The 17,102-nt window shown below is 73.1% G+C and carries 11 protein-coding genes and 2 pseudogenes; 10 read left to right on the forward strand and 3 right to left on the reverse strand.

Annotated elements, in window-relative coordinates; translation table 11 throughout:
• Positions 1-53 precede the first annotated feature (53 nt).
• The 8 genes and pseudogenes from ACWEQL_RS21825 (at position 54) to efeU (ending at position 11,784) form a co-directional block, all read left to right on the forward strand.
• On the forward strand, positions 54-1,919 hold the full coding sequence (locus tag ACWEQL_RS21825; RefSeq protein ID WP_452151944.1) for an Hsp70 family protein: 1,866 nt from the start codon (positions 54-56) through the stop codon (positions 1,917-1,919).
• A 3-nt stretch (positions 1,920-1,922) separates the two neighbouring features.
• Complete coding sequence (locus ACWEQL_RS21830; RefSeq protein WP_452151945.1) at positions 1,923-2,624, forward strand: hypothetical protein; 702 nt, start codon at positions 1,923-1,925, stop codon at positions 2,622-2,624.
• 121 nt (positions 2,625-2,745) lie between these two features.
• Entirely contained in the window at positions 2,746-4,755 is a 2,010-nt protein-coding gene (locus ACWEQL_RS21835) for a dynamin family protein (protein WP_452151946.1), read from the forward strand.
• A 212-nt stretch (positions 4,756-4,967) separates the two neighbouring features.
• The gene (locus ACWEQL_RS21840; protein WP_452151947.1) at positions 4,968-6,536 is read left to right on the forward strand and encodes a dynamin family protein; all 1,569 of its coding nucleotides are present in this window, start codon (positions 4,968-4,970) and stop codon (positions 6,534-6,536) included.
• 367 nt (positions 6,537-6,903) lie between these two features.
• Positions 6,904-7,713: pseudogene (locus ACWEQL_RS21845) on the forward strand (ABC transporter ATP-binding protein); the annotation flags it as partial.
• Positions 7,714-8,105: 392 nt separating this feature from the next.
• Positions 8,106-9,257 (forward strand): iron uptake system protein EfeO, encoded by a 1,152-nt coding sequence (gene efeO, locus ACWEQL_RS21850; RefSeq protein ID WP_452151948.1) that lies wholly within the window; start codon positions 8,106-8,108, stop codon positions 9,255-9,257.
• A 267-nt stretch (positions 9,258-9,524) separates the two neighbouring features.
• Entirely contained in the window at positions 9,525-10,850 is a 1,326-nt protein-coding gene (efeB, locus tag ACWEQL_RS21855; protein WP_452151949.1) for an iron uptake transporter deferrochelatase/peroxidase subunit, read from the forward strand.
• Between the two features lie 43 nt (positions 10,851-10,893).
• Complete coding sequence (gene efeU, locus ACWEQL_RS21860) at positions 10,894-11,784, forward strand: iron uptake transporter permease EfeU (RefSeq protein ID WP_452151950.1); 891 nt, start codon at positions 10,894-10,896, stop codon at positions 11,782-11,784.
• A 153-nt stretch (positions 11,785-11,937) separates the two neighbouring features.
• Here the strand turns inward: efeU and ACWEQL_RS21865 are convergent, their stop codons facing one another.
• The gene (locus ACWEQL_RS21865; protein WP_452151951.1) at positions 11,938-12,210 is read right to left on the reverse strand and encodes a hypothetical protein; all 273 of its coding nucleotides are present in this window, start codon (positions 12,208-12,210) and stop codon (positions 11,938-11,940) included.
• A gap of 349 nt (positions 12,211-12,559) precedes the next feature.
• Here ACWEQL_RS21865 and ACWEQL_RS21870 point away from each other — a divergent pair, with 349 nt between their 5' ends.
• A complete protein-coding gene (locus ACWEQL_RS21870; protein WP_452151952.1) occupies positions 12,560-13,222 on the forward strand; it encodes a DUF4232 domain-containing protein in 663 nt (220 codons plus the stop codon).
• 150 nt (positions 13,223-13,372) lie between these two features.
• Positions 13,373-14,020, forward strand: a complete 648-nt coding sequence (locus tag ACWEQL_RS21875) for an HNH endonuclease family protein (RefSeq protein ID WP_452151953.1) — start codon at positions 13,373-13,375, stop codon at positions 14,018-14,020.
• A 300-nt stretch (positions 14,021-14,320) separates the two neighbouring features.
• Here ACWEQL_RS21875 and ACWEQL_RS21880 read toward each other — a convergent pair whose 3' ends face one another.
• Both ACWEQL_RS21880 and ACWEQL_RS21885 read right to left on the reverse strand, forming a co-directional pair.
• Positions 14,321-16,909, reverse strand: coding sequence for an ABC transporter permease (locus ACWEQL_RS21880; protein WP_452151954.1), 2,589 nt, complete (start codon positions 16,907-16,909; stop codon positions 14,321-14,323).
• A 98-nt stretch (positions 16,910-17,007) separates the two neighbouring features.
• A pseudogene (locus ACWEQL_RS21885) lies at positions 17,008-17,102 on the reverse strand (ABC transporter ATP-binding protein); the annotation flags it as partial.

A 17,102-nucleotide genomic window follows, 5' to 3' on the forward strand; every position in this document is an offset into this window, starting at 1 on the left:
CCCCGACCCGTGAATGTCAGATCCGCAACGGAACGAGAAGGAGAGGGTGCGGAGTGACCGAACCCGTGCTCGTCGTCGACTTCGGTACCTCCTCGTCGGCGGCCGCGGTCGTGTTTGACGGGCGTGAGCGCCTGGTGAAGGAGCCGTCCAGCGGACTGCTGTCCTGGCCGTCGGCGGTGTCCGTGGCGGCGGACGGCCGGCTGCTGGTCGGCTCGGCGGCCGAGCGTCGCAAGCGTGCCGAGCCCGACGCGTACCGGGCCGAGTTCAAGCGCGACCTGGGGGAGCGGGCTCCCGTGGTGCTGGGCGGGCACGGCTTCAGCGCCGTGCGCCTGGTGGCCGCCGTCCTGGCGGAGTTCCGCTCGCAGGCGCAGACCGTGGTGGGCCGCGGGGTGGAGCGCCTCGTGGTCACGGTCCCGGCCTCGTACGGGCCGGTGGACCCGAGGCGCGAGGCGATGCTGGACGCCGGCCGCGAGGCGGGATTCCGCAGCGTCGAACTGCTGGCCGAACCGGTGGCGGCCGCCCACGCGACCCTGGCGGGCGAGCAGTTCGCGCCGGGTGAGACGGTGCTGGTGTACGACTTCGGCGGTGGAACGTTCGACACGGCGCTGGTACGGATCGGTGCGGGCGGTTCGCACACCGTGCTCGGGCACGCGGCGCTGGACGACTGCGGCGGCCGGGACATCGACGCCCTGCTGACCGGTGGGATCGCCTCCGACGGCCGGGAGTGGCTGCCGCCGCTGATGGCCGCCGGCGCGTCCCGTGCCAGGCTCGAACTCGGTGACTTCGTCCGGCGGATCAAGCACCAGCTGAGCGAATCCGCCGAGGTGGAGGACTACTTTACCCCCGTCACCCCGGCCAGCCGGGTGGAGCGCAGCCAGCTCGAAGCGGTGATCGCCCCGCTGCTGGACCGCACGGTGGCGTGCTGCCAGCGGCTGCTGTCCGACCACGGCGTACGGGTCAAGGACGTCGACTCGGTGCTGCTGGTCGGCGGGACGACGCGGATCCCCGCGGTGCGCGCGGTGCTGGCCGAGCGGTTGCGGCGGCCGCTGCGGCTGGTGGAGGACCCGGACCTCGCGGTGGTGCACGGTGCCGCCGCCTGGGCCGCCCGTTCCGCCGACCGCCGATTGCTGCCGGTCGCCACGGAGCCGGAGGCCGTCCCGCTCGCCTGGGAGCTTGCCGCACCCGCCGAACTCACCGAGTGGCACGTCCAGCCCGGCCACGACTACCGGGCCGGCGCCGCCCTCGGCACCCTGCGCACGCCCGAGGGCGCCCTGCTGGATCTGGCGACCACGGTGCCCGGCCGAGTGGTCCGCCAACTGCGCTCCCCCGGCGAGACGGTGAGCGCGGGGGAGTGGCTGGTCGCGGTACGGCAGGAGCGGGTGAGCGACGACGACGGCGGCTCCGCCGGGGCGTCCGATGAGGGCGTCCCGCACCGGGTCTCGCCGCTGCTCTGGGTGGCCGGCGCGGTGGGCCTGGTCGCGCTCGGCCTGGGCTTCTTCAACACCGCCACAATGCAGGACTGTGCCTGGCACTACAGCGACGGTGACTGCGGTGAGAACGCCAGTTACTGGGAGAAGATCTGGCGCACCGGCGCGCTGCTGCTCGTGGTGGTGGCGGCGATCGCGTTGGGCACGGTGGCATGGGTCCGGACCCGCAACGCCCCGCTGGGGCGCTTGCTCGTGCTCCCGCTGGTGGCGGGCGCCGCCGTCCTCGGGTACCTCTGGGCGATGGGGCTCGACCTCGACGGGCGCCACCACCTGACGGTCGGCCTCTGGCTGTTGGGTGGCGGCCTGCTGTGGTACTTCGGCCGGTCCACCCGCCGGAGCCGGGGCGGGAGCGGCCGGCCCGTGCGGACCGCCCGGCTCGGCTCCGGTTCGGCGGCCACCGGGGGAGCGCCCCGGACGAGCACCTCGGAGTGAGGGATGAAGGACAGAATGGACGACCCCACCGGCGGCGACCCGCTGCACCTGCCCGACCAGCACGACGTGGTCGAGGCGGTCACCGGCTTCGTGGAGGAGGCGGCGGTCTTCGTCGCCGACCTGGTCGAGAACGTGGCCGAGGCGCTCGGGTTCGCCGAGGACGAGCCGGAGACGTCGGGTGAGCACGACGCGCAGCAGACGTACGGCACCGACCCGTACGGCGCGACGGCACCGGCCGTCGGGCCCGGCGGGTACGGCGTCGGAGACGGTACGCAGCCGGTCACGGCGGCCGAGCCGTCCATCGAGGACCAGCTGACGGCCGCCTACGAGAACCCCGGGTTCATCGGCACCCCCGCCGGGGACACCGGCGCGGTGGCCCCGCCGGACCCGTTCACCCTGCCCGCGGACGTGACCGACCCCGCTCCCTCGCCCTTCGACGACCCGGTGATCGCCGAGGTGGCCACCTTCAACCCGGCGGCCGCCGACACCATGGCCTTCATCCAGGGCGTGCTGCACGCCGACCCGGACCAACTGAACGCCATGAACGCCCAGTTGCAGGGGATCGTCGCACAGGACGAGATCCACAACTCGGTCGCCCGGCACGAGGCCCGGCAGGCCGAGAGCGATGCCTACCACCAGGCCGTCCAGGACGCCGACCGGACCGTCACCGAGGCCGAGGGCGTCATCCGCCGCGACCCGACCTGAGCGGCCCCGGCGCCGAACGGCACCACCGAGCGTCGGCCCGCCCCGACCCCGACCCCGCACCAGCCCGCCCCGACGCCATACCGGCCCGTCCCGACCCCGCTCCCACCCGCCCGAGGACCTCATGACCTCCGACGCCGCCACCACGCCCGGGACCACCGGAGCCCCCGGCCCCACCCGCGGTCTCGACTCGCTGCGCGCCGACACCCTCACCCTGTACGGCGTGCTCGGCCCGATCGCCGTGCGCGGGGCCGCCCGCAACGGCGTGACTGCGGAACGGCTGGCGGCGGCCGAGCGCAGGCTGCGGTCGGGGACGCTGACGGTCGTGGTCTGCGGCGAGTTCAAGCGTGGCAAGTCCAGCCTGCTGAACGCGCTGCTGGAGGAGCCCGACCTGTTCCCCCGGGACACCTACTTCGCCACCAGCCTGGTCACCACGGCCTCCTACGCCCCCGTCGAGCGCGTCACGGTGACCCTGGACCCGCCGCCGGGGCAACCGGACTCCGGGCCGCAGCAGTTGGAGATCCCGAGGGAACGGATCGCCGAGTTCGCGACCGAGTCCGGGAACCCGGGCAACGCGAAGCGGGTCCGGCTGATCTCGATCGAGCTGCCCAACCCCCGGCTGGCCGCGGGTCTGGTCCTGGTCGACACCCCGGGGGTCGGCGCCGTCTACCAGGCGCACACCGCCGTCACGGCCGGATTCCTGCCGCAGGCCGACGCGCTGGTGTTCGTCGCCGACGTCACCCAGCCGCTCACCGAGAGCGAGCTGCGGTTCCTCACCCGGGCGGCCGGCGCCTCGCGGGCCCTGGACGGCACGGACGGGCTGCTGTTCGCGCTCACCAAGATCGACACAGTGGGCGACTACTCGGCGATCCACGCCAACACGCTCGCCAAGCTGGCCGCGGCGACGGGCCTGCCGCCGGGGGAGGTCCCGCTGGTCCCGGTGTCGGCCCGGGCCAAGCTCGACCACCTCGCCGACGGCGACCCCGAGGACCTGGAGATCAGCAACTTCGAGGAGTTCGAGCGGGTGCTCTGGTCGGCGCTGGCCCGTCGGCGGGCCTCGCTGATGATCGGCGGCTCGCTCGCCGAACTGGAGGCCTCCGCCCGTACCCTGCTCGAACCGGTGGACGCCGAACTGCAGTCGCTGCTGGACGAGACCCGCACCCGGCTGGCCGAGTTGCAGCGGGACACCGAGGCCCGCCAGCGCCGGATCACCGAGCTGGCATCCTCGGAGGCCCGATGGCGGCGCGAACTCGTCGATGCCGTCGCCGAGTTGGGTCGGACACTGAGCGCCAGGGCGCAGCAGGAGCTGGACGAGGTGTGGCACCGGTTCCGCACCGAGTACCTGTACGACGACGCGATGCTCGCCGATCCGGACCGCCTGGTCGGCCAACTGGCCGCCGACGCCGCGCTGGTGACCGGGACGGTCGGTGAGCTGGCCGCGCTGCGGGCCGCGGAGCTGCAGGCGGAGTTCGCCCGGCGCAACGGACTTGAGCTGGACGCCCGGCCGGCCGGAGCGTTGCCGGAGCCGCCGGTCCCGCCGCTGGCCGTGACCGGCCGGCTCGGCGAGGGCGAGCGGCAGGCGCCGGCCGCCGGCAAGCTGCGCGGCGCCTCGTTCGGCTCCGGCGTCGGCACCACGGCCGGCGGTCTCGCCGCCGGCGCGGTCGGTGCGATCATCGGCACCCTGGTGCTGCCCGGGGCCGGAACCGCCATCGGCGCCCAACTCGGCTCCTCCATCGGCTCGGTGGTGGGCGCCCTGTTCGGTGGCGTGGCCGGTTACCGCACGGCCGTGCGGGACCAGCAGTTCGCGGACCGGGCCGCCCGCCGGGCCAGCCTGCGTACCGAACTGGAGGCCATGCGGGCCGGGCAGTACAGCCACCTCTCCAACGCCGTGGGGGAGTTGACCCGGACGCTGGCGGCCGCCGTACGGGCCGAGCTGGAGAGCCGGATCGCCCGTGAACAGGCCGCCGCCCGCGACACCCTGGCGCGGCTGGAGAGCGCCCGCACCTCCACCCGCGACCAGGCCACCCGCCGGGCAGCCGAACTCGGCCTGGAGCGAAGGCCTTTGGTGGAGGTCAGAGCGGGGGTGGAACAGCTCGGCGCCCGGCTCGCCGCGCTGCTGTCGGAACCCCGGTGAGCCCGGCGAACCCGATGGGAGCGGCGGACGGCGCCGGCGGACGCTGGTGGCGGCGCGGCCCGGGCCGGAGACCGTCGGACGGGACACCGGCGACGGCTCCGGGCGCCGCGCCCCCGCCCGTACGGGGACCGGGACCGGGAGCCGGGATCGCACCCGTCCCCGTGGCCGTGCCGCCCGCCCCCGCGGGGCCGGCCCCGCCCCCGGAGCCGAGTGTGCGCGAGGCCACCGAACGGGCCATCGCCGAGGCCGCCGACCTGCTCGGCCCCCGCCACCGGGCCCCGGCCGCCCTCGGGCCGACACTCGACGCGCTGGACGGCTACCGCGAGCTCAGCGCCCGCCCGATGCGGGTCGCCCTCGTCGGACGGGTCAGCGCGGGCAAGTCCACCCTGGTCAACGCGCTGCTCGGGGCTCACCGGGTGGAGACCGGCGCCGAGGAACTGACCTTCAACGTCAGCCGCCTCACCCATGGCCCGCACGGCACCGTCACCGTCCACTACAAGGACGGCCGCCCCGCCAGCCGCCACGAGCCCGACGAACTGCGCGACCTCACCGTTCGCGCCCGCGAGGACTCCGCCCTGCACGAGCGGCTCTGCGCCATCGACCACCTGGTGCTCACCGACCCCAGCCCCTACCTGCGCTCCTTCGACCTGGTCGACACCCCCGGACTGGACTCCGTGTTCGGCACCGACTCCGCCAACACACTGCGCTTCCTCGGCCGCTCCGAGGACGACGTCCGCCAGGACTCGCTCAGCCACGCGGGCAGCGCCGACGCCCTCGTCCTGGTGTTCGCGCGCGGGCTGGCCCAGGGGGAGGAAGAACTGCTCGGCGACTTCACCGGCGCCGGCTTCGGCACCGGCGGCGCCCTGACCACCGTCGGCGCGCTCACCAAGACCGAGCTGTACTGGCCCGAGCACCCCGACCCGCTCGCCGCCGGACGCCGGGTCGCCGACCGGGTGATGACCGCCGCAGGCGGTACCCGGCTGATGTACGACCTGCGGCCGCTGTGCAGCCTGGTCGGCGCCGCCGCCGGACAGCTCACCGAGGAGGACTTCGCCGACCTGGCCGCCCTCGCCACCGTCGAACCCGCCCTGCTCGCCCGGCGCGTGGCCCGCGGCCCGTACTTCACCACCCGTCCCTACCCCGACCTGCCCGTTCCGGCGGAGCGCCGCGCCCGGCTGTTCGGCCTGCTCGCCGGTTACGGACTCACCCTCGCCGCCGGGCTGATCCGGGACGGCGTCGACCGGCTGCCGCTGCTCCGCTCCGAACTGGACGAGCGCAGCGGCCTGGCCGACTTCCGCCGGCTGCTCGCCGACCACTTCGGGGCCCGCGCCGACCTGATCAAACTGCGCCGCATCGTCGACCGCGCCCGTACGCTGCCGGACACCCTGACCGCCCTGGACGGAGGCGAGGCCGGCGCGGGTGCCGACGCCCGGGTCCGGGCCGCCGTGGACCGCGCGGTCGGCCGGTTCGTCGACCTGGAGGTGCAGCAGCACGCCTTCCGCGAGCTGACCGTCCTGCGGGACTGCTACGACGGGAGGCTCACCGGGCTCGGCCCGGCCGACCTGCGGGAGATCCAGCGGGTGAGCGGGGAGTACGGCGCGAGCCCGGCCGCCCGGCTGGCGCTCCCCGAGGGCACCGGCCCCGCCGAGCTGCGCCGGGTCGCCCTGGAACGCCTCGCCCGCTGGTCCACCATGACCACCGACCCGACCTTCGCCGGGCCCACCCGTCGCGCCTGCCAGGTCCTGCGCCGCAGCTACGAACGCCTCGCCGCCCAGCTCTGAGGGGAGGGCGCCCTTGCGGCACGCTGGCGCCTCCATCGTTCACGGTGGCGCCATGGTGAACGATCCTGACCGCGTGAACGTTGCCGCCACCGTGAATATTCATGGAATCAAGAACATTTTCTTGATCGTGAATGCTTGTGCAAACAGGAATGTCTGCTCAAAGGTGAACGATGGCCGAAACGTGAACGCTCGCGCCGCCAGCCGCCAGCCGCCAGCCGCCAGCCGCCAGCCGCCAGCCGCCAGCCGCCACCTGCCGCACCCTCACCATCCCCACCACCCCCGTCCGGCCCTCGAACGCCACCGCCCGCCCCCGCCCCGCGAGTCGTACGCTGCACGCGACCACGAGGGAAGAGGAGGCCCACCGCCCATGAGCACCGCCGACACCACCGTCCCGCTGCTGCGCACCCGGGACGTGGACGTGGTCCGTGACGGTCGTCACCTGCTGCGCGGCATCACCCTCGCCGTCCACCCGGGTGAGCACTGGGCGCTGCTCGGCCCCAACGGCGCCGGCAAATCGACCCTGCTCGCACTGCTCGGAGCGGTCTCCCACCCCACCCGGGGCGAGGTGGAGGTGCTCGGCCGCCGCCTCGGCCGGGTCGACATCCGCGAGCTGCGTGCCCACCTGGGCCACGTCAACCCGCGCCATCCGCTGCGCTCCCCGCTGACCGTCCGGGAGGTGGTGCTCACCGGTACGGGGAACACCATCGAGCCGGACCTGAACCGCAAGCCGTCCCCCGAGGAGCTCGACCGGGCGGAGCGGCTGATCGAGACGCTCGGCATGACCGCGATGGCCGGGTCCCCCTGGACCACCCTCTCCCAGGGGGAGCGCGGCCGGGCCCTGATCGCCCGTGCGCTGATGCCCAGTCCACGCCTGCTGCTGCTCGACGAGCCCGCCACCGGACTGGATCTGACGGCCCGGGAGCTGCTGCTGGACAGCCTCGACCTGCTGCGCCACCAGCATCCCGAGCTGGCCAGCGTACTGGTCACCCATCACCTGGAGGAGTTGCCGGAGACCACCACCCACGCGTTGCTGCTGCGCGGTGGCGAGTGCCTGGCGGCCGGGCCGGTCGACGAGGTGATGACCACCGAACTGGTGAGCGCGTGCTTCGGTCACCCGATCCGGATCAGCCGTCACGAGGGTCGCTGGACCGCCCGTGCCGCCACCCGCCGCACGCCCTCCGCCGCCTCCACCAGCACCCCCGCCGCCCCCACCGACACCCCCGCCGCGGTCACGAACACCCCCACCAACACCCCCGCCGCGGTCACGAACACCCCCACCGGCACGGTCGAGAACACCCCCACCGGAGCCCCCATCGACACCCCCGCCCCACCCTCACCCCACACCCCACAGGCCTGAAACAATCCACGGATTGTCCGAATACGACCCACCTGACGGCGCGTCGTTACCGGCGAAAGCGCCGGTCAGCGACCAGGGGGGGCGGTGTAGACGGGAAAATAAGTATTCCCTAAGGTATGCCTTAGCTAAGTGGGTGGGGGCGCCGGTAGCTCCGGTTCCGCTATCCACACTCAGCGCTGCCCTGATGCACCCTGCCCTTCGTTGGAGCCCCCATGCCCGCCCGTCGTTCCACCGCAGCCATGCTGCTCACCCTCGCCGTGGCGAGCGCCGCCCTGGCCGGCTGCTCGGAGAAGAAGGACGACAAGGCCTCCTCCGACGCCGTCCAGGTGAACGCCACCGACTCGGCCTGCGAGGTCTCGAAGACCACGTTCCCCTCCGGCACCGTGAACCTGGCCGTCCACAACAAGGGCTCCAAGACCACCGAGGTCTACGTCTACGCCGCCGGCGACAAGATCGTCACCGAGCGCGAGAACATCGGCCCGGGCACCAAGGTGACCATCACCGCGGAGATCAAGCCCGGCGCGTACGAGATCGCCTGCAAGCCCGGCATGGTCGGCGACGGCATCCGCCAGAAGATCACCGTCACCGGTGACGCCACCGCGGCCGCCTCCGCCGCCCCGGCCGACGCCCGCCTGGCCGCCGCCGTCACCGCGTACCGCAAGTACGTCCAGGAGCAGGCCGACGCGACCATCCCGGTGGTCGAGCAGTTCGCCGCCGCGATCAAGGCCGGCGAGCTGGAGAAGGCCAAGTCGCTGTTCGCCTCCTCCCGCGTGGGCTGGGAGCGCACCGAGCCGGTCGCCGAGAGCTTCGGCGACATCGACCCGAAGACCGACGTCCGCGAGGACGGCCTGGAGGCCGGCCAGGCCTGGACCGGCTGGCACCGCCTGGAGAAGGCCCTGTGGGCCGACGGCAAGATCGGCGACGAGGAGAAGCAGCTCGCCGACCAGCTGGTCGCCGACCTGAAGGAGTGGCAGAAGGTCGTCGGCACCGCCGAGATCACCCCGACCAGCATGGCCAACGGCGCCAAGGAGCTGCTGGACGAGGTCGCCACCGGCAAGGTCACCGGTGAGGAGGACCGCTACAGCCACACCGACCTGTCGGACTTCAACGGCAACGTCGAGGGCGCCAAGAAGGCGTACGAGCTGCTGAAGCCGGTCGCGGCCGAGAAGGACGCGGAGCTGGCCAAGACCCTGGACAGCGAGTTCGCCGCCCTGGAGACCCTGCTCGCCAAGTACAAGCAGGCCGACGGCAGCTTCACCTCCTACGACAAGGTCACCGAGGCCGAGCGCAAGACCTTCTCCGACGCGGTGAACGCGCTCGGCGAGCCGCTGTCCAAGCTGGCCGCCGCGGTCGCCCCGAAGTAGTCGCACCCCACCGTGCCGGGGGTGGCCCCGAGCGGGCCGCCCCCGGCACGGTGACGTCGTACGCAGGCACTCCCCGCACGACGTACGTACGCAGGCACCGCCCGCGCGTCGCACGTACGCAGGCACCGCCCGCGCGTCGCACGTACGCAGGCACCGCCCGCACGACGTACGTACGCAGGCACCGCCCGCGCGTCGCACGTACGCACCCCCCGCACCACGCCGGCCCGCGCCGGCACCACGCCAGCAACACAGAAGGGCCCGACGGAGATGGACGCCGAGAGAGAGCAGCAGAACGGGACGCCGTCCGAGGCCGCCGCCGCGGTCGCGGAGGGCGACAGCCGTACCCCGGCCCCGGTCAGCCGCCGCGCCGTGATCGGCTGGGCCGGCGCGGGCGTCGCGCTCGGCGCCGCCGCGGTGGGCTCGGTCGCCGCCGCCAACCGCCAGGACGAGGACGACCCGGTTCCGGCCGCCGCCAAGCCCGGCGCGGAGATCCCCTTCTACGGCGACCACCAGTCCGGCATCGCCACCCCGGTCCAGGACCGCCTGCACTTCGCGGCCTTCGACGTCTCCGCCTCGGCGACCCGCGAGTCGCTGGTGAAGATGCTGAAGGAGTGGACCAAGGCGGCCGCGGTGATGTCCGGTGGCCGTGAGATCGGCACCGGCGCGGCCAGCGGTCTGCCGGAGGCGCCGCCGGACGACACCGGTGAGGCCCTGGGCCTGCCGGCCTCCCGGCTCACCCTCACCATCGGCTTCGGCCCGAGCCTGTTCGAGAAGGACGGCGTGGACCGCTTCGGCCTCAAGGCCAAGCGCCCCGAGGCCCTGATCGACCTGCCGAAGTTCAAGGGCGACAACCTCGACCCGCAGCGCAGCGGCGGCGACATCTGCATCCAGGCGTGCGCCGACGACCCGCAGGTCGCCGTGCACGCGATCCGCAACCTGGCCCGTATCGGCATGGGTACGGTCAACATCCGCTGGTCGCAGCTCGGTTTCGGCAAGACCTCCTCGACCACCCCGGACGCGCAGACCCCGCGCAACCTGATGGGCTTCAAGGACGGCACCCACAACATCGCCGGTACCGACACCGCCGCGCTGGACAAGCACGTGTGGGCCGGCCCGGGCGACGGCCCGGAGTGGATGACCGGCGGTTCCTACCTGGTGGCCCGGCGCATCCGGATGCACATCGAGACCTGGGACCGCACCTCGCTCAAGGAGCAGGAGGACATCTTCGGCCGGACCAAGGGCGAGGGTGCCCCGTACGGCAAGGCCAAGGAGCACGACACCCCGGACCTGAACGCCATGCCGGAGGACGCGCACGTGCGGCTGGCCCACCCGGACAGCAACCAGGGCCTGATGATCCTGCGCCGCGGCTTCTCCTTCACCGACGGCACCGACGGCCTCGGACGCCTGGACGCGGGCCTGTTCTTCCTCGCCTACCAGCGCGACACCCGCAAGGCGTTCGTGCCGCTGCAGCAGAAGCTCGCCGCGCGGGACGTGCTCAACGAGTACATCCAGCACGTCGGTTCCGCCCACTTCGCCTGCCCGGCGGGTGTCCGCAAGCCCGGCGAGTGGTGGGGCCAGGCCCTCTTCGGCTGATCCGGCCACCCGCCCCGTACCACCTCACCACCCAGGAGCCAGCGTGTTCGCCAACTACCTGATCGGCCTCCGGGAGGGCCTGGAGGCCAGCCTGGTCGTCTGCATCCTGATCGCCTACCTGGTCAAGACCGGACGGCGGGACAAGCTGCCGCCGGTCTGGACGGGCATCGGCGTCGCGGTCGGGCTCAGCCTGACCTTCGGCGCGGTGCTGCAGTACGGCTCGACCCAGTTGACCTTCGAGCAGCAGGAGGCGCTCGGCGGTTCGCTGTCGATCATCGCGGTCGGGCTGGTCACCTGGATGGTGTTCTGGATGCGCCGCACCGCCCGGCACCTGAAGGCCGAGCTGCACGGCAAGCTGGACGCGGCGCTCGCCATGGGCACCGGCGCGCTGGTGGTCACCGCCTTCCTGGCGGTCGGCCGCGAGGGCCTGGAGACCGCGCTGTTCATCTGGACCGCCGTGCAGGCCACCGAGGACGGCTACAACCCGATCATCGGCGCCACCCTCGGGCTGCTCACCGCGGTGTTCCTCGGCTGGCTGTTCTACCGGGGCGCGCTGCGGATCAACCTGGCGAAGTTCTTCACCTGGACCGGCGCCATGCTGGTCGTCGTGGCGGCCGGCGTGCTCGCCTACGGGGTGCACGACCTCCAGGAGGCCGAGTACCTGCCGGGCCTGCACGACAAGGCGTTCAACGTCGCGGAGCAGGTCCCGGCGACCAGCTGGTACGGCACGCTGCTGAAGGGCGTGTTCAACTTCCAGCCGGACCCGACGAAGCTGCAGGTCTGGGTCTGGGCGCTGTACCTGGTGCCGACCCTGGCGCTCTTCCTCGGCGCGCAGAACCTCTTCAAGCGTGGCAAGGGCGGCCCGACCGCCACCGGCACCAAGGACGCCACCGGCACCAAGGACGCCAAGGGCGCCACCGGCGTCACCGCCTGAGCGGCCTCCCGTACGCCTCCGTGCGGCCGTACGCCTCACCGCCCCACCGGCGCACGCGCGCCGACCGCCCCGCCCGGCACCCGCCGGCGGGGCGGTTCGGCTTTCCGGGCCATCCCGCCGGCCGTTCGCGCCCGTTCGCGCCCGTACGCGGCCTCAGCGCCGCATGCTCGCCATCACCACCACGAAGGCGATGAAGGCGAGCAGCCAGAGCACCCAGGGCAGCGCCCGGTACTCCTGCTGGAGCCCGCTGGCGCCGTGCGACTCGGTGAGGTGCTGCTCGGCCCGGGCCCGGGCGAACATGACCGCGCGCCGTCGGTAGCCGCAGCTGTCGCACACCACGTGCCGCTCGTCCCCCGGGCCGTGCGTGATCCGCATCGCGTGCTGGTGCCCGTCCGAGCCCTCGGCCGTGATCCTGCTGGTCTCCATGGCCTACCCCCGTCCCTGTCCGTGCCGTTCGTCCCCGGTGCCGTCCGCCCCCGTGCCGATCCGGCCCCGCCTCACCCGGTCCCACCTCACCGGTCCCGCTGCCCACACCCGCTGCCCGCTGCCCGCCCGCCGTCCGCTGCCCGAGCGCCCGCCGTCCGGCCCCGTGCGATCCGGCCCACACCACCGGCCCACGTCACCCGGCCCCCGCGCCCCGCCGAGATCTCGGACCGTCAAGTGTGAGGCAGGTCACCCCAATCATCCAGCATCGGAGTGCAACTACGCGAACGCGCTGCTCGTGCTGACGGATGAACACCGGCGAAACCACCGCACACACCTCGGGGGAACCATCGTGAACGACCGTCGCAGGCCCGGACCCGCCACCGTCGGCGCCGCCCTACTCGCCGTCTCCCTGCTGGTCACCGGCGCGACGGGCTGCAGCGGCGGCAAGAGCAAGAAGGGCCGCGGTTCCTCCTCCAAGCACGACGGGCCCGACTCCAACGTCGGTTCCAACGGCGGCGCGACCTTCTCGCCGGGCACCACGAGCACGTCGTCGGCCTCCGCCGCCGCGAACGGCCGCTGCCGCGCCGCCGACCTCGGCGCCACCGTGCAGATCCAGCAGACGGGTTCGGCCATGGTGATCCTCACCAACAAGGGCCGTACGGACTGCACCGTGACCGGCTACCCGGGCCTGGGCGGCCGGCTGGCCGACAACCGTGACGCCAGGACCCCGGTCAAGCGTGAGCCCCACCCGGGCCCGCCCGCGCGCTTCACCCTCAAGCCGGGCACCTCCGGCTACGCGGGCCTCAAGTGGGCCTCCTGCGCCAAGTCGGACGCGTCCTGCGCGGTGCTGACGACCGTCCAGCTGACCCCGCCGGACGAGACCTCCCCGCTGACCGCGCAGCTCCTCGGTACGGACGGCAAGCCGGTCGCGCAACTGCCGGTCTCGGCGGCCGGGTTCACCGCCGGATCGTTCCAGCCCTCCAACCAGGGCGTGCTGTTCCCGACGAGTTGATCAAAATTAGTACGTTGAACTGACCATCGGTCAAAAGTTAACCTTCAGGGTCTACTCGCGTAAACCCAGGAGGGGCCAAGCTGGTTGCCACCCGGGCGGTCGCTCCGCCCGGGGGCCTCAGCCTGCCCTCCCTCACCCTGGAGCCCCCGCATGTTCGCCATATCCTCGCTTCGCCGTGCCGTCGTGGCCGCCTCCGGCGCGCTGCTCATCGCCGCCACCACCCTGTTCGCCGGCGCCGGCAGCGCCCAGGCCGCCCTGCCGACCCCCGTCTCCGCGGCCACCGCCCGCGGCTACCTGGCCTCCCTCACGGTCACCGCCGAGTCGCACGACTCCACCTACGACCGCGCGCTCTTCCCGCACTGGATCACCATCTCCGGCACCTGCAACACCCGCGAGACCGTCCTCAAGCGCGACGGCAGCGGCGTGGTCACCGACTCCGCCTGTGCCTCCGTCAGCGGCACCTGGTTCTCGGTGTACGACAACGTCACCACCACCAGCGCCTCGACCTTCGACATCGACCACATGGTCCCGCTCGCCGAGGCCTGGCGCTCGGGCGCCTGGGCCTGGACGACCGACCAGCGCAAGGCCTTCGCCAACGACCTGACCCGCCCGCAGCTGATCGCCGTCTCGGCCTCCTCCAACCGCACCAAGGGCGACCAGGACCCGGCCCACTGGCTGCCGCAGACCTCCTACCGCTGCACCTACGCCCGCGCCTGGGTCCAGGTGAAGTACTACTACGGCCTGAGCGTCGACAGCGCCGAGAAGAGCGCGCTGAGCTCGATCCTCAACGGCTGCTGAGGAATCGTTCCTCCCCGTCGGCACACGGGCGGAACCCCGCACCGCCGGCACACGGCGGAGCCCCCCACCGCCCGTTGACGGCGGAACCCACATGCCGGAGCCCCCGGCCGGTACCCGTTCCGGCTGGGGGCTCCACCACGCGCGGTGGGCGGGAGCGCACCCGCTCCCGCCCACCGTCACCCGCTCAACTCCGTCGTCCCGACGTCACCCGCTCAGGTCCGACGTCGCGTCGTCACCCGCTCAGCTCTGTCGTCCCGACGTCACTTGCTCAGGTCCGTCCTCACGCGTCCGAACCTGCCGTCACTCGCTCTTGATCGCCGCCAGGATGTCCAGCCGGGCCGCCCGGCGGGCCGGCCAGAGCGCGGCCAGCAGGCCGATCAGCGCGGCGGCGACCAGGAAGAGCAGGATCTGCAGCGACGGCACCTCCGTGGTGAGGTTCTTGAACGCCTTGCGCAGGGTGTTGTTGCCGGCCCAGGCGACCAGGATGCCCAGGGCCACCCCGACGACGCCGCCGAACAGGGCGATCACCAGCGACTCCAGGCGGACCATCCGGCCGATGCCGCGGCGGTCCAGGCCGATCGCGCGCAGCATGCCGATCTCCCGGCGGCGCTCGAACACCGACATCGCCATGGTGTTGACCACGCCGAGCACCGCGATCACCACGGACATGCCCAGCAGGCCGTACATCATGTTCAGGACGGCGGTGACCATCTGGCGGTTCTCCGCCTTGATGTCCTTCTCGCCCTTGACCTCGATCAGCGGGTTGCCGCCGGTGGCGTCGCGCAGGGACTGCTTCAGCTTGCCGTCCGGGCCGTCGGTGCCCTTGACCAGCACCTTGTCCAGGCCGGTGCCGGGGGCGGCGTGCGGGCCGACCACGGCCTCGGGGGCGATCAGGCCGGACAGCGCGGTGCCGTTCTCGATGACCCCGCCGATGCCCAGCGAGCCCGCCTCGCCGTCCGGGTAGGTGACGGTGAGGGTGTCGCCCAGCTTGAGGCCGGTCCGCTCCGAGTAGCCGACGGTGATCAGCAGCTTGCCCTGCTTCAGCGCGTCCGCCGCGCCGTCCTTGAGCTTGAGGGTCGCCAGGCGGTCGATCGTGCCGGCGTCGACGGCGGTCAGCCAGTGGCCGTCGCCGCCCACCTCGCCGCCGTTGCCCTTCTTGCCGTCCCGGACCTCCACCGGCATGCCGCGCATCGCGCTGACGGCGGCCACGCCGGGCGCCCTGGCGATCTGGGTGGCGACCTCCGGCGACAGCATCGAGAAGTTGGCCATCGAGACCTGGTAGTCGGCCTTGAGGTCGCTGGCGGTGGCCTCGTCGGCGGCCTTGTTGACCGAGGCGCCGACCACGGTCAGCGCGGTGATCAGGGTGACGCCGATGGTCAGCGCCGAGGCGGTGGCGGCGGTGCGGCGCGGGTTGCGGACGGCGTTCTCCCCGGCCAGCTTGCCCGGCATGCCGTACAGCCGGCGCAGCACCGGTGAGAACAGCGCGATCAGCGGCCGCGACAGCAGCGGGGTCAGCACGAACACGCCGATCAGCAGCGCACCGGCGCCGAGGCCGACCAGCTTGACCTCCCGGGAGGAGGCACCGGCCAGCAGCGAGGCGGTGCCGGCGGCGGCGAACAGCGCGCCGATCGCGTTGCGCACCCGCAGGCTCTTCTGGGTGGCCGGCTGCTCGGCGCTGCTCATGGCCGAGACCGGGGCGATCCGCGAGGCGCGGCGGGCGGGCAGCCAGGCGGCGAGCACGGTCACCAGGACGCCGACGGCGAGCGTGGACAGCACGGTGGACGGGGCGATCATCAGCGGGCCGTCCGGCAGGTTGGCCTCCATCGGGCCGTTCAGCAGGGACTGCAGGCCGACGGCGATGCCGACGCCGGCGACCAGACCGGCCAGTGAGGCGGTCAGGCCGACCAGCAGGGCCTCGATCAGCACCGAGCGGGTGATCTGCTTGCGGCTGGCGCCGACGGCGCGCAGCAGGGCGAGCTCCTTGGTGCGCTGGGCGATCAGCATGGTGAAGGTGTTGGCGATGATGAAGACGCCGACGAACAGGGCGATGCCGGCGAAGACCAGCAGGGCGGTGCTCAGGCCCTTGGTGCCGAGCTCGATCATCCGGTCCTGCTCGGCGGCCAGTTCCCGGCCGGTCCGCGCCTCGATCGAGTCGTGCTTGGGCAGGGCCTTGCGGACGGCTTCGAGCAGCGCGGTGTCGTCGGCGCCGGGTGCGCCCTTGACGTCGATCTCGCTGAACCGGCCGGCGCTCAGGTAGATCCGCTGGGCGGTGGCGGTGTCGAAGGCGGCGAGCGAGCCGCCGGCCGTCACCCGCGGGTCGTTGCTCCTCAGGGTGCCGCTCAGGCGCAGCTCCATCACGGGGCCGTTGACGGCCACCCGGACGATGTCGCCGACGTGGTAGCCGCCCTTCTCGGCGGTCCGCGCGTCGAGGGCGATCTCCTGGGCGTTCTGCGGGCCGCGGCCCTCGACCAGCGGGTAGCGCGGGTCCTTGCCGTCGGCGCCGGGCACGTAGTTGGTGCCGCTGGTGGAGAAGCCGTCGCCGATCAGCGCGCCCTTGCGGTCGGCGATGCCGGCGAAGCCGCTGACCACGCCGCGGGCCTCGGCGGTGCCGGGGAGCGCGGCTATCGCGGCGCGCGCCTCCTCGGTGAGGCCGGGGCCGGCGGAGGCCTTGCCCTCGCGGGCCCAGCCGTTGCTGACGGCCTCGCGGTCGCTGACCGAGACGGTGATGTCGGTGTAGCTCTTGGCGCTCTGGGACCTCAGGGCGCTGCCGAGGGTGTCGGTGAAGACGAGCGTGCCGGCCACGAAGGCGGTGCCGAGCATGACGGCGAGCGTCGTCATCAGCAGTCGGGCCTTGTGGGCCAGCACGTTGCGCAGTGCGGTGCGGTACATGGGGGAGTGTCAGTCCTGGTGGCTCGTGGTGAGGGTGGCTGCGGTACGGGGCGTCGCCCGTACACGGGCCGGTGCGTCGCGGTGCGTGAGCCGGCGGGTCAGCTGGTGCGGCCCTTGGCGTCGAAGCGGCGCATGCGGTCCAGGACGGTGTCGGCGGTGGGGTGGGTGAGTTCGTCGACGATGCGGCCGTCGG

Source organism: Kitasatospora sp. NPDC004240, from assembly GCF_053603215.1.